This is a genomic window from Micromonospora sp. MW-13 (assembly GCF_003434305.1).
Taxonomy (GTDB): Bacteria; Actinomycetota; Actinomycetes; order Mycobacteriales; family Micromonosporaceae; genus Micromonospora.
The window spans coordinates 306,606-320,017 of the sequence record NZ_QKKX01000011.1; the positions used below are offsets into that span (position 1 = coordinate 306,606).

A 13,412-nucleotide genomic window follows, 5' to 3' on the forward strand; every position below is an offset into this window, starting at 1 on the left:
GGCGATGTCCGGTCCCCGCCGACCCCAACCCCCACTCCCCGCCGGCCGGCCCCGAGCTTGGCCGACATCCCGCCAAGGAGGCGACCCGTGACGATCAGACTGTTACGAGAGCGACGTGCCCGACTGGCTGCCGTGCCCTTGGCACTGGCGCTGGCGCTGGGCATGAGCCCGCTGGCTACCCCCGCCGCCGCGGCCGCGGCACCGGCGGCGAAGCCCGCCCAGGGCACCGCTCCGGCCGACGCCGGCACCGGCGACCGGCACGTTCAGCGGAACCCGCTGCCGCTCGACGAACGCGCCCCGCTGCCCGCCGTCCGCGACGAGCTGCGCCGCGACTACGACGAGCCCGACGGCGGGCAGCGGGGCACCGCCCCGTCGACGCGCGGCCGGGCCGCCATGGCCGCCTGCGTGACCAGCGACTTCACCAGCCGTACCGGAAGCGCCCTGGTGCAGCAGATCAAGGCGTCCAGCACCGACTGCGTCAACACCCTGTTCAACCTGACCGGGAACGACGCCTACCAGGCGTTCCGCGAGGCGCAGATGACCAGCGTCGCGTACGCCCTGCGGGACGACGCCGCCACCTACGACGGCACCAACCGCACCGGCACCGCCCAGCTCGTGCTCTACCTGCGGGCCGGCTACTACGTGCACTGGTACTACCCGTCCACGGTCGGCACGTACGGCAGCGGCCTGCGCACCGCGATCCGCGCCGGCCTGGACGCCTTCTTCGCCAACAGCCGCTCCGGCGACGTCAGCGACGCCAACGGCGAGGTGCTGGCCGAGGCGGTCACCCTCATCGACAGCGCCGAGGAGAACGCCCGCTACCTGTACGTGGTGAAGCGGCTGCTGAACAGCTACGACAGCTCCTACAACTCGTCCTGGTGGATGTTGAACGCGGTCAACAACGGCTACCTCGTGCTGTTCCGGGGCCACCAGGTGCCCGACTTCGTCACCACCGTCACGGCGGACCCGAGCGTGCTGGACACGCTGTACGCCTTCGCCTCCGGGCACCGGTCCCTGCTCGGCACCGACCAGGGCTACCTGGTCTCCAACGCCGGGCGGGAACTGGGCCGCTTCCTCCAGCACACCGCGTTGCAGGCCAAGGCCCGGCCACTGGCCCGGGGGCTGCTCGACCTGAGCGCGATCACCGGCCCCACCGCCGCCCTCTGGGTCGGCGTCGCCGAGATGACCGACTACTACGACCGGGCCAACTGCGCCTACTACGGCACGTGCGACCTCCAGGCACGGCTGGCCGCCGCGGTGCTGCCGATCACCTACACCTGCGGCACCAGCATCCGCCTGCGCGCCCAGCAGATGACCTCCGCGGAGCTGGACCGGGCCTGCGCGAGCATGCGCGACCAGGACGCGTACTTCCACTCGGTGGTGGCGGACCCCGGACCGGTGGCCAACGACCGCAACACCACCCTCGAAGTGGTGGTCTTCGACTCCAGCACCGACTACCAGACGTACGGCGGGCCGATGTTCGGCATCGACACCAACAACGGCGGCATGTACCTCGAGGGCGACCCGGCCGCCACCGGCAACCAGCCACGCTTCATCGCCTACGAGGCGGAGTGGCTGCGCCCCACCTTCGAGATCTGGAACCTCAACCACGAGTACACCCACTACCTCGACGGCCGCTTCGACATGTACGGCGACTTCACCGCGAACATCTCCACCCCGACGATCTGGTGGATCGAGGGCTTCGCCGAGTACGTGTCGTACTCGTACCGGAAGCAGACCTACCAGGCCGCGGTCACCGAGGCCGGGAAGAAGACGTACGCCCTGCGCACCCTCTTCGACACCACCTACGACCACGACACCACCCGGGTCTACCGCTGGGGCTACCTGGCCGTGCGGTACATGCTCCAGTCGCACCGCGCCGACATGACCACGCTGCTCGGCCACTACCGCGCCGGCAACTGGGCCGCCGCCCGGACGCTGCTGACCAGCACCATCGGCAGCCGCTACGACACCGACTGGTACGCCTGGCTGGCCACCTGCGCGGCCGGCGACTGCGCCGGCGGCACCAACCCGCCCGCCAACCAGGCCCCGGTCGCCGCGTTCACGGCGGCCACCAGCGGCCTGACCGCCACCTTCACCGACCAGTCGACGGACGGCGACGGCAGCATCGCCTCCCGGGCCTGGACCTTCGGCGACGGCACCACGTCGACGGCGGCCAATCCCACCAAGACGTACCGCGCCGCCGGCACCTACCCGGTCACGCTGACGGTCACCGACAACAAGGGCGCGACCGGCACCACCTCACGCAACGTCACCGTCACCGGCGGCGCCACGCCGCTGCCGGAGTGCACCGGGAGCGACATCCGGACGCTGGGCAGGAACTGCCAGCGCGGCAACCTCCAGGCCACCGCCGGCAACCTCTACCACCTCTACCTCTACGTCCCGGCCGGCACCACCAGCCTGAAGATCACGTCGTCCGGGGGCACCGGCGACGCGGACCTGTACTACAGCTCCACCGGCTGGGCCACCACGACCAGCTACACCCGCCGGTCGGTCGACACCGGCAACGGCGAGACGATCACGGTCAGCAACCCGGCGGCCGGTTACCACTACGTGAGCCTGCACGCCAGGCAGGCGTTCACCGGGGTCACGGTGACCTCGGAGTACTGAGCATGCCGCAGCAGCACCGCGCCGTCCTCTCCGGAGCCGGTGGACTCCCGCCCCGGCGGGGCCGCCGCCTCGGCGGGGGCGGCGCGGCCCGTGCGGCCGTGCGGCTCCTCCGCCCGCGCCGAGGCGGCCACGGCGGTCAGTCGCCGGTGGCGAGGTGGCCGAGGGTGACCGGCTGCGCGACCGGACGGGTGGCGAACCCGGCCAGGTCCGCCGCGGTGAGGGCCCGGCCGGCCGCCCGCGCGGTCAGGCAGGCGGTGGCGTACCCGCAGATCCGCCCCTGGCACCAGCCCATGCCGACCCGGGTCAGCAGCTTCGCGCCCCGCGCGTCGGCGGCGGACAACTCCCGCACCGCCTGCCGTACCGCCCCGACCGGCACGTCCTCGCAGCGGCAGACCAGCGTGTCGTCGGCGCACCGGTCCGGCCAGCCGGCCGGCACCGGGTGCACCGCGTGCAGCGCCGAGGCGAACCGGCGCAGCCGGCGCCGGGCCCGCAGCAGCCGGCCGTGCCGCCGGCCCGACCAGGGCAGCGGGCGGCCCAGCGACAGCGCCGCGGCTGCGCCGGCCAGCTCTCCCTCGACCAGCGCGAGCCCGGCCCCGCCCACCCCGGTCACCTCACCGGCGGCGTACACCCCGGGCACCGAGGTCGCCTGCGCCGCGTCGACGGCCAACACCAGGCTCCCGTCGCCGTCGAGTTGGGTCGCGCAGCCCAGGGCGAGGCCCAGCTCCACCTGCGGGGTGAAGCCGAAGCCCACCGCGAGCCCGTCGCACTCCAGCTCGGTCTCGGTGCCGGCCAGCACCGCGCCGCCGGCGTCGACCGAGGCGACCGTGACCCCGGTGAGCTGCTCGGCGCCGTGCGCGGCCAGCACCACGGTCCGGCGCCGGTAGGGCACCCGGTGCCGCAGCATCCGCCAGCCGTACCGCCCCGCCTCGGCGAGCTTGCTCGCCGCGCCGGCGACCGGACGGAGCTGGCGGGCGTACCCGAGCGGGTCGTTCGCCTCGCAGACGCCGACCACGACGCTGCCGGCGGCGGCCAGGCCCGTCGCGACGGGCAGCAGGAACGGGCCGGTGCCGGCCACCACGACCCGCCGCGCGAAGCCCACTCCCTGCCCCTTGAGCAGGGCCTGGGCGCCGCCGGCCGTGACCACCCCGGGCAGGTCCCAGCCCGGGAAGGGCACCACCCGGTCGTAAGCGCCGGTGGCGACGACCAGCCGCCGCCCGTGCACCGTCCCGGCGCGGGTGTGCACGGTGAAGCCCGGCGCCCCGGCGGTGGTGCCGGCCTCGACGAACCAGACGGCGGCGTCGGCCCGGTAGGCGGCCCGGCCGAGCTGGTCGCGCAGCCGGGTGAACGCCTCCCAGTCGTGGTGCTCGCGGCCGTCGGCCCCGGACCGGTGCCGCCAGAACTGCCCGCCGGGCCGGGCCGCGGCGTCCAGCACCACCACCCGGCAGCCGGCCCGCGCCGCGCCGGCCGCCGCGGCCAGCCCGGCCGGGCCGGCGCCGACCACCACCACGTCGTACCCGGTCATTCCCGCTCCTCGCCCTCGTCCTGGCTGTCGACCACGTCGCCCGGGCGGGCCACCACCAGGCAGGCCCGCTGCGCCGGCACCCCGTTGACCCGCACCAGGCAGTCGAAGCAGACCCCGATGCCGCAGAAGATGCCCCGGGGGCGGCCGTCGACCCGGCTGCGCCGCCAGGAGCGGACGCCCGCGGCCAGCAGCGCGGCGGCGATGCTCCGCTCCCCGTCGGTGGGCACCGGCCGGCCGTCAAATGTGAACATCGTGGCGCTCCGGGGCGAACGGTCGGAGGTCGACCTGCGGGGCACGCCCGGTCAGCAGGGCCGCGACGGCGTGCCCCGTCGCCGGGGCGAGACCGATCCCGGCGCCCTCGTGGCCACAGGCGTGGAACAGGCCCGGCACCCGGGGGTCGGCCCCGATCATCGGCAGGTGGTCGGGGCTGTACGGCCGGAACCCCCGGTACGCGCGGATCACCGACACCGAGGCGAGGACCGGGAACAGACGCACCGCCCCGGCCGCGAGCTGGCGCAGGGCCGACAGCGGGACGGTCCGGTCGAAGCCCACCCGCTCCCGGGTGGAGCCGATCAGGAGGGTGCCCGCCCGGGTTCCCTCCACCACCGGGGACACCTCCAGTCCCTCGGAGCTGCGCCCGACGCCGGCGACGTAGCCGGCCGCGTACACCTTGTGCCGGATCAGCGGCGGCAGCGCCTCGGTGACCAGGACGAACCCGCGCCGGGGCAGGACCGGCAGCCCCACCCCGGCCAGGCCGGCGATCCCGGCCGCCCACACCCCGGCGGCGTTGACCACCGCCGGGGTGGGCAGCGCTCCCCGGTCGGTGACCACGCCCCGGATCGCGCCGGCCGCGTCGCGCCGCAGGCCGGTCACCGTGGTCCCGGTCAGCACCGGCACCCCGGCCGCGCGCAGCAGGTGGGCGGCGGCCAGCATCGGCTGGACCTGCATGTCCTGCGGGTAGTACGCGCCGCCGGCGAGGTCCCGGGCCAGGTGCGGTTCGTGCTCGGGCAGCGCCTCGGCGGGCACCGGCACCACCTCCACCCCGGCGGCGCGCTGGCCGGCGGCGAACGCCCGCAGCGCGGCGTGTTCCGCCGCCGAGGCGGCCACCACCAGCCCGCCCTTGCGTTCCAGCTCGATCCGCTCGCCGCCCAGGGCGTCGCCCAGCTCGTGCCAGAGCCGCCCGGAGTGCCGGGCCAGCGCCAGCTCCGGCCCGGGCGGCTTGTCCGAGAGCAGGATGTTGCCCTCACCCGCGCCGGTGGTGCCGCCGGCCACCCCGGCCCGGTCGACCACGGTCACCGCCAGCCCGGCCCTTGCCGCGTAGTAGGCGCAGGCCGCGCCGACCATTCCCGCCCCGATGACGACGACGTCCGCGCCGGTGGCGCTCATGACCCGATCCGGTGCATCCACGCCTCGATGTCGTCGGCCCGACGGGGGAGGCCGTCGGAGAGCACCCGGTAGCCGTCGTCGGTGACCAGGATGTCCTCCTCGATGCGGAAGCCCAGTCCGCGCAGTTCGCCCGGGATCAGCTCGTCGTCCGGCTGGAAGTACAGCCCCGGTTCCACGGTGAGCACCTGCCCGGCCGCGAGCCGACCGTCCAGGTAGGCGTCGGCCCGGGCGGCGGCGCAGTCGTGCACGTCCAGACCGAGCATGTGGCCCGACCCGCACAGGGTCCACCGCCGGTACAGGCCGGACTCCTCCGCCAGCGCCTGCTCCGGCGGGCAGGGCAGCACCCCGAGGTCCGCCAGCCCGTGCGCCAGCACCGTCATCGCCGCCCGGTGGAACGCCCGGAACTCCGCACCCGGCCGCAGGCAGTCCAGCGCGGCGTCGTTCGCCCGCCGGCACAGCTCGTACAGGTCCCGTTGCAGGGGGCTGAACCGGCCGGAGACCGGCAGCACCCGGGTGATGTCGGCGGTGTAGAGCGACCGCGTCTCCACCCCGGCGTCGAGCAGCAGCAGGTCCCCGTCGCGGACCGGCCCGTCGTTGTCGGTCCAGTGCAGGGTCGCCGCGTGCGCGCCCGCCGCCACGATCGAGTGGTAGCCGACGTCGTTGCCCTCCAGCCGGGCCCGCTGCCAGAACACCCCCTCCAGGTGGCGCTCGGAGGTGCGCATCGCCGTCGGCAGCGCCCGGACCACGTCCTCGAAGCCCCGGGTCGTGATCGCCACCGCCTCCTCCAACTGGGCGATCTCCCAGTCGTCCTTGACCAGGCGGAGTTCGGCCAGCACGGAGGCGAACTCCGCGTCGACGCCCCCGGCGCGGCCTGGCAGCAGGGTGTCGACGTGCCCGTCGACGCCGCGCAGCACCCGGGTCGGCGCGGCCACGGCCAGCGCCCCGGCCAGCTCGGCGACGTGCCGGGTCGGCAGCCCCAGCCGCCGGCTGCTCTCCCCCAGCGTCGGGCGCCGACCGGCCCACAGCTCGCCGTAGACCCGGTCCCGGAAGAACTCGCCGTCGGTGCGGCCGGAGCGGGGACGCAGGAAGAGCGTCACCTCCCCGTCCGGATCGATTACCAGCACCCCGTCGGAGGACTGGTCACCGGTCAGCCAGGCGTAGGCCGAGTGCGGCCGGAACCGGTGGTTCTGGTCGTTGGCGCGCCGCTGGTAGCCACCGGCCGGCACCAGCAGCCGCTCACCGGGGAACATCCGGTGCAGCCGGGCGCGGCGCGCGGCGGCCCAGTCGGCCACCTCGTCGACCGGCAGGTCACGGTGCTCGGTGTCCGCCCAGCCGGTCAGCATGAACTCCTCGAGCGCGGAGCTGACCGGCAGGTCGTGGCTGCCGGTACGCAGGTCGGTACGGGTCACAGCGGCTCCTTCACGGGACGGGGTGGGGCGGTCGGCCGGGGCCGGTGGCCCGGTCAGGGCTGCGGCGGTGCGGCGAAGGTGACGGTGCGGGTGGCGGTGTAGAAGTCCAGGGCGGCGGTGCCCTGCTCGCGCGGGCCGTAGCTGGACGCCTTCTCGCCGCCGAACGGCGCGTGGAAGTCCACCCCGGTGGTCGGCGCGTTGACCCGGACCAGGCCGGTGTCGAGGCCACGTACGGCGTGCAGCAGCGCCCCGACGTCCCGGCCGTGCACCGAGGTGACCAGGCCGTAGCGCACGCCGTTGGCCAGCTCGACGGCGCGGGCCAGGTCCGGCGCGGACAGCACGGTCGCCAGCGGGCCGAAGGTCTCCTCCTGGGCCACCGGGTGGGTCGGGTCGACGCGGTCCAGCAGCACCGGTGTGACGAAGAAGCCGTCCCCGGTCCCGGGTCCGCCCCCGGTGAGCACCCGCGCCCCGGCCTCCCGCGCCGCCGTGACGGCGTCGCGCATCCGGGTCCGGGCGGCGGCGCTGATCACCGGACCGGCGGCGACCGCCGGGTCGGCGGGATCACCGACCCGGACTGCCTCGACCGCCGCCACCAGCGCCTCGGTGAACTCCGCGGGATCACCCACCACCACGATCCGCCGGGTCGCGGTGCACTTCTGCCCGGCGTACCCCATGGCGGCGCCGGCCAGCAGCGCGGCGGTCGGGCCGGGGTCGGCGTCGGGCAGCACCACGGCGGCGTTCTGGCCGCCCATCTCCGCCTGCACCGGCCGGCCGGCACGGGCGGCGGCGACCGCGACCTGCGCGCCGACCGAGGCGGAGCCGGTGAACGAGACGACGTCGCTCGCCTCGACGACCGCGCGCCCGGTCGCCGGCCCACCCGGCACGACCTCCAGCAGCCCGTCCGGCAGCAGCCCGTCGAACAGCCGCTGCACGGCCTCGCCGCAGGCCACCGCGTCCGGGGAGGGCTTGAGCAGCACCGCGTTGCCGGTGGCGAGGGCCGGGGCGGCCTTCCACAGCGGGATGGCCAGGGGGAAGTTCCACGGGGTGAGCAGCCCGGCGACGCCACGCGGCCGGCGTTCGGTGTAGAGCAGGCCGGGCTGGTCCGCCGGCATGGACGGTGGCAGCAGCTCGCCGGTGGCGGCGAGGCACGCCTGCGCGTAGTAGTCCAGGATCGCCGCGCCCCGGGCCACCTCGGCGCGGGCCTCGCCGATCGGCTTGCCCACCTCGCGGACGATCAGGTCGGCGAGCACGTCGGCCCGCTCCCGCAGCCGGTCGGCGGCGGCGCGCAGGGCGGCGACGCGGCCGGCCGCCGGCTCCCGGCACCAGCCGGCCTGCGCGGTCCGGGCCCGCGCGGCCAGCGCCCGGACCTGGTCCGGGGCGACCGCCGCCCGCTCGGCGACCAGCTCGGTGGGGCGCTGCGGGGAGCAGCTACGGATCAGTTCGCTCACAGCTGGAATCCTGCCGGGAAGGGATCGTCGGGGTCGAGGAAGAACTGTGCCGTGCCGGTCAGCCAGGCCCGGCCGGTCACCGTCGGCACCACCGCCGCAGCGCCCGCGACCGTGGTGGTGTCGACCAGCCGGCCGACGAACCGGGTGCCGAGCAGCGACTCGTTGGTGAAGTCCCGCTCCAGCGGGAGTTGCCCCCGGGCGTGCAACTGCGCCATCCGGGCCGAGGTGCCGGTGCCGCAGGGCGACCGGTCGAACCAGCCCGGATGGATCACCATGGCGTGCCGGGAGTGCTGCGCGTCGGATCCCTCCCCGGCCAGGTACACGTGGTGGCAGCCGGAGATCTCCGGCTGCTCGGGGTGCACCGGCCGGTCGGCGGCGTTGATCGCCGCCATGATGGCCAGGCCCGCGTCGAGCAGCCGCTGCCGGTCGCCCCGGTCCAGCCGCAGTCCCACCTCGGCGAGGTCCACGATGGCGTAGAAGTTGCCACCGTAGGCCAGGTCGTAGCGGACCCGACCCAGGCCGGGCACCTGCACCGAGGCGTCCAGCGCCATCACGAAGGACGGCACGTTGCGGATGGTCACCGCGGTGGCGCGACCGCCGGTCACGGCCACCGACGCCACCACCAGCCCGGACGGGGTGTCCAGCCGTACCGTGGTGACCGGCTCGGTGACCTCGACCATTCCGGTCTCGACCAGCACGGTCGCCACCCCGATGGTGCCGTGGCCGCACATCGGCAGGCAGCCGGACACCTCGATGTAGACCACGCCGACGTCGGCGTCCGGCCGGGTCGGGGGTTGCAGGATCGCGCCCGACATCGCCGAGTGGCCCCGGGGTTCGTACATCAGGAAGGTCCGCAGGTGGTCGAGGTGCGCGATCACGTGTTCCCGGCGCTGGGCCATGGTGGAGCCGGGGATCACCGGGACGCCGCCGGTCACCACCCGGGTGGGCATCCCCTCCGTGTGCGAGTCGACCACGTGGATCACCCGGCTGCTGCGCATCAGCGGTGACCCGCCGCGAGCAGCCGTTCGGTGGTCTCCCGGACGACCGTCGCGACCGTCGGCGACAGCGGCTGGCGGGGCTGACGGACGGGCCCTCCCGGGCGGCCGGCCACGTCCATGGCGAGCTTGATCGCCTGGACGAAGTCGGGCCGGGAGTCCCAGCGCAGCAACGGGTGCAGCGTGCGGTACAGCGGCAGTGCGGTCGCCAGGTCACCGGCGACGGCGGCCCGGTAGAGGCGGACACAACTGGCCGGGACGACGTTCTGGTAGCCGCCGATCCAGCCGACCGCCCCGCCGAGCAGGAGTTCGAGGGACACGTCGTCGGCGCCGGCCAGCAGGTCGAGGCCGGGGGCGAGCTCGGCCAGCTCGTACGCCCGCCGCACGTCGCCGCTGAACTCCTTGACCGCGACGATCAGGCCCTCGTCGTACAGCCGGCGCAGCAGGACGGGGCCGAGGTCGACCCGGGTGTCCAGCGGGTTGTTGTAGGCCACCACCGGCAGGCCCGCCTTGGCCACCTCGCGGTAGTGCGCCACCACGGCGGCGTCGTCCGCCCGGTAGGCGGTGGGGGGCAGCAGCATGACGGCCGGGCAGCCCGCCTCGGCGGCCTGGTCGGCCCAGCGCCGTGCCTCGTCCGCGCCGTAGGCCGACACGCCGGGAACCACCGAGAAGCCGGGCGGGGCCGCCGCGACCGCGGTGCGTACCACCTCCGCGCGTTCGGCTGCGGTGAGCGCCTGATACTCGCCGAGCGAGCCGTTCGGCACGACGCCCTGGCAGCCGTTGTCGGCGAGCCACCGCACGTGCGCGGCGTAGGCCTCGTGGTCGACGCCCAGGTCGGAGAGCCGGAACGGCAGTGCGGTCGCCACCAGGACGCCCCGCCACGGAATCTGTTCCACCGAACCTCCAGTAGTATGTTACATGGCACCGTATCACGGTCGACCAGACCGACCAATAGCCATGAATGTCTCCCGCCAGGCGCAGGCACCCGCGCCCCGGTTCGCGGGGTGGGTGGCGGCGGTCGGGACGAGGGCGGCGCGGAGGGCCGCCGCGCCGCTACTGCTCGGGCCGGGCGGCCCAGATCCCCCGTACGTGTTGCAGGTGCCGGCGCATCAGCTCGACGACCGCCGGCCGGTCCTTCGCCTCCAGCAGATCCACGAGCTGGACGTGCTCGTCCGCCGAGCCGACCAACTGGCCGTTCTTGACCAGCCCGTCCAGCCCGTACAGCCGGGTGCGGTTACGCAGGTCGGCCACGGTCTCCACCAGCCGCAGGTTGCCACCGGCGCGCAGCAGGGTCAGGTGGAACGCGCTGTCCGCCTCGATGTATGCGACGATGTCGCTCCGGCTCGCGGCGGTCACCACGGCCTCCGCCAGGGTCCGCAGTTCCCGGAGTTGCTCCTCGCCGAGCCGGCCCACCTGGTCGGCCACCACCGGGATCTCCAGCAGCTCGCGGATCTCGGTGATCTCGTCGAGCTCCCGGTCGGAGAGGGACTTGATCCGGAAGCCCTTGTTCTTGACGATCGTGATCAGGCCCTCCTTGGCCAGATCGAGGATCGCCTCCCGCACCGGCGTCGGGGAGACGCCGAACTGGGTCGCCAGGGTCGGCGCCGAGTAGATGATGCCCGGCCGGATCTGGCCGGCCACGATCGCGGCGCGGAGCGCCTGGGCCACCTCCTCGCGCAGGCTCAGCCGGCCCTGCAGGGCCACCAGCGCCAGCCCCGACCCGCCGGCACCGGCACCGGCTGCCTGCCAGTCCACTGTCACGACCACTCCCACCCCGGCTCGTCCGCCCGCGTCACGACCCACCGCGCCCGGCGTCACCGCCGGGTCTCCCGGGACCGACCGGACCGGCCGGGCGACGACCGGCGACCGGCCCACCGGCGCGTGCCCACCCGCCGACAGTACGCGCGCTGAAGGATGAAGCCTACCGGCCGGCCCCCACCGGGCCAGGCCCGCGGCCCACCGCCCCGAGACCGGCAGGGAGCACGGTCAGGGGCTCGGGCCCCACCGGCTCAGCGGCGGATGAGGCCGAGATCGGTCGCCGCGGCGACGGCCGCGGTACGGGAGTCGACGCCGAGTTTGGCGTAGACATGGGCGAGGTGGGACTTGACGGTGCCCTCGGTGAGGTGCAGCCGCCGGCCGACGGCCTGGTTGGACAGTCCCTCGGCGACCAGGGCGAGAACCTCGGTCTCGCGCCTGGTCAGGGCAGCCCTGGGGGCGCGCAGCCGGTTCATGAGCCGGTCGGCGACGGTGGGCGCCAGGGTGCTGCGGCCGGCGGCGGCGGTGCGCACGGCGGCGGCCAGGTCCTCGGGCGGGGCGTCCTTGAGGAGATAGCCGGTGGCGCCGGCCTCGATGGCGGGCACGACGTCGGCGTCCGTGCCGTAGGTGGTGACGATCAGGACCCGGGGGGCCCCGGGCCGGGCGGTGATCACGGCGGTGGCCTCGGCCCCGTTCATCCCCTTGCCGAACTGCAGGTCCATCAGGACGACGTCGATGTCGCCCTCGGCGGCGCGGGTGACGGCGGCCTCGGCAGTGGCCGCCTCGGCCACGATGGTCAAGCCGGGCTCGGTCTCCAGCACGGCCCGCAGCCCGGCCCGCACCACCGGGTGGTCGTCGGCCAGGAGCAGCCGGATGAGCGCCTCGGTCTCAGTCACCGGCGGTCCCGGCGGCGGTGAGCGGGAGCTGGGCGGCCAGGGCGGTGCCGTGGCCGGCCGCGGACTCGATGGTGAGGGAGCCACCCAGGGCGCGCACGCGGGCGCGCATGGCGGCCAGACCGAACCCGCCGTGGGGCGGGCCGGCGGCGGGTGGCCGGTCGTGGGCGAAGCCCACTCCGTCGTCGACGACGTCGACGGCGACGCGGTCGCCGAGATAGCTGAGGGTGACCTCGGCGTGGGCAGCGTGGGCGTGCCGGACGGTGTTGGACAGGGCGGACTGGGCGATGCGCAGCAGGGCGACCTCGTGCGCGGTGGGCAGGGGCACGGGATCGCCGGTGAGGTGGAAGCGGGCGGTGAGCTGGTGGCGGGTGGAGGTGGTGGCGCACAGGCGTTCCAGGGCGCCGGCCAGGGTGGCGCCCTCCAGGGTCGGCGGGGTGAGCGCCGCGACGAAACGGCGGGCCTCGGCGAGGTTGTCCACGGCTGCCTGACGGGCCTGGTCCACGTGGCGGGCGGCGGTGTCGGGTCGGCCGGGCAGGGCGCGTTCGGCGGCGCGCAGCAGTAGCTGGATGCTGGACAGCCCCTGGGCGAGGGTGTCGTGGATCTCGCGGGCCAGCCGTTCACGTTCGGCCAGCACGCCGGCGGTGTGCTGGGCCTCGGCCAGATCGGCGCGGGTGGTGGTCAGCTCCTCGATCAGCTTGCGGCGCTGCTCGCTCTCCCGGTACAGGGCCTGGTACCCCCAGACCACCGCCACGGCCACGGCCGCCCCCAGCGCCGGGCCGACCGCCGTGGCCAGGGTGAACGCGCCGGTGTGGGCGGCAAAGGCCGCGACGGCCGCCGCGGTGGTGGCGATGACCGCGACCAGGCCGGCGCGGCGCGGCAGCAGGTGGAGCTGGAGGAAGTACAGCGGGAAGGCGACCCAGACCCCGTCGGGAGACAGGGCCAGCAGTACCAGCCACACCGCGCCGACGGCGGCCAGCCACACCGCTGCGGCGCGGCGGTCGGCGCGCACGCGCGGCAGCAGCCGGCCGGCCGCGTACACCACCGTCGTCGCGGCGGCCGTCGCGACGACGGCTGTGGACCGCGGCGCCCCGTCGGCCACGGACCGGGCCGCGGCCAGGACGAGCAGGCCGACGATCAGCAGGTGCAGACACCACTCGAGCGTGCGGGTGGTGGGGGTCGGCGCGGGAGCGGTCGTGTTCACGGTCCCTCCAGCCTAGGAGACGCCGACCCGCCCGCGCGTCGATCAAAAGTTAGAGCCCGGCCACCACCTTCCGATCCGGGAACTGGCCCCCTGCGCCAGATGTCCCGACCGGGGGCCGGCTGCGACGGTGGACCAGTACCGCTTCCACCGCATGAAAGCGCAGGTAATG

Annotated in this window: 11 protein-coding genes; 1 reads left to right on the forward strand and 10 read right to left on the reverse strand. The window is 75.1% G+C overall.

Annotated elements, in window-relative coordinates; all coding sequences use genetic code 11:
* Positions 1 to 87: 87 nt before the first annotated feature.
* Complete coding sequence (locus C5N14_RS09040) at positions 88 to 2,631, forward strand: collagenase (RefSeq protein WP_371685816.1); 2,544 nt, start codon at positions 88 to 90, stop codon at positions 2,629 to 2,631.
* Positions 2,632 to 2,767: 136 nt separating this feature from the next.
* On the opposite strand, the gene C5N14_RS33945 is transcribed toward C5N14_RS09040, so the two are convergent.
* The 10 genes from C5N14_RS33945 to C5N14_RS09095 form a co-directional block, all read right to left on the reverse strand.
* The gene (locus tag C5N14_RS33945) at positions 2,768 to 4,153 is read right to left on the reverse strand and encodes an FAD/NAD(P)-binding oxidoreductase (RefSeq protein ID WP_117667427.1); all 1,386 of its coding nucleotides are present in this window, start codon (positions 4,151 to 4,153) and stop codon (positions 2,768 to 2,770) included.
* A complete protein-coding gene (locus tag C5N14_RS09055; protein WP_117667429.1) occupies positions 4,150 to 4,404 on the reverse strand; it encodes a (2Fe-2S)-binding protein in 255 nt (84 codons plus the stop codon). The genes C5N14_RS33945 and C5N14_RS09055 overlap by 4 nt, the downstream gene beginning before the upstream one ends.
* The gene (locus tag C5N14_RS09060) at positions 4,391 to 5,539 is read right to left on the reverse strand and encodes an FAD-binding oxidoreductase (RefSeq protein ID WP_117667431.1); all 1,149 of its coding nucleotides are present in this window, start codon (positions 5,537 to 5,539) and stop codon (positions 4,391 to 4,393) included. The genes C5N14_RS09055 and C5N14_RS09060 overlap by 14 nt, the downstream gene beginning before the upstream one ends.
* A complete protein-coding gene (locus C5N14_RS09065) occupies positions 5,536 to 6,948 on the reverse strand; it encodes an aminopeptidase P family protein (RefSeq protein WP_117667433.1) in 1,413 nt (470 codons plus the stop codon). The genes C5N14_RS09060 and C5N14_RS09065 overlap by 4 nt, the downstream gene beginning before the upstream one ends.
* A gap of 53 nt (positions 6,949 to 7,001) precedes the next feature.
* On the reverse strand, positions 7,002 to 8,396 hold the full coding sequence (locus tag C5N14_RS09070) for an aldehyde dehydrogenase (RefSeq protein ID WP_243639346.1): 1,395 nt from the start codon (positions 8,394 to 8,396) through the stop codon (positions 7,002 to 7,004).
* Positions 8,393 to 9,394 (reverse strand): proline racemase family protein, encoded by a 1,002-nt coding sequence (locus tag C5N14_RS09075; RefSeq protein ID WP_117667435.1) that lies wholly within the window; start codon positions 9,392 to 9,394, stop codon positions 8,393 to 8,395. Before C5N14_RS09075 ends, C5N14_RS09070 begins: the two co-directional genes overlap by 4 nt.
* Entirely contained in the window at positions 9,394 to 10,287 is an 894-nt protein-coding gene (locus tag C5N14_RS09080) for a dihydrodipicolinate synthase family protein (protein WP_117667437.1), read from the reverse strand. Before C5N14_RS09080 ends, C5N14_RS09075 begins: the two co-directional genes overlap by 1 nt.
* A 157-nt stretch (positions 10,288 to 10,444) precedes the next feature.
* Positions 10,445 to 11,152 (reverse strand): GntR family transcriptional regulator, encoded by a 708-nt coding sequence (locus tag C5N14_RS09085; protein ID WP_243639347.1) that lies wholly within the window; start codon positions 11,150 to 11,152, stop codon positions 10,445 to 10,447.
* 248 nt (positions 11,153 to 11,400) lie between these two features.
* Positions 11,401 to 12,042, reverse strand: a complete 642-nt coding sequence (locus tag C5N14_RS09090) for a response regulator transcription factor (RefSeq protein WP_117667439.1) — start codon at positions 12,040 to 12,042, stop codon at positions 11,401 to 11,403.
* Positions 12,035 to 13,243 (reverse strand): sensor histidine kinase, encoded by a 1,209-nt coding sequence (locus tag C5N14_RS09095; protein ID WP_117667441.1) that lies wholly within the window; start codon positions 13,241 to 13,243, stop codon positions 12,035 to 12,037. The genes C5N14_RS09090 and C5N14_RS09095 overlap by 8 nt, the downstream gene beginning before the upstream one ends.
* Positions 13,244 to 13,412 lie beyond the last annotated feature (169 nt).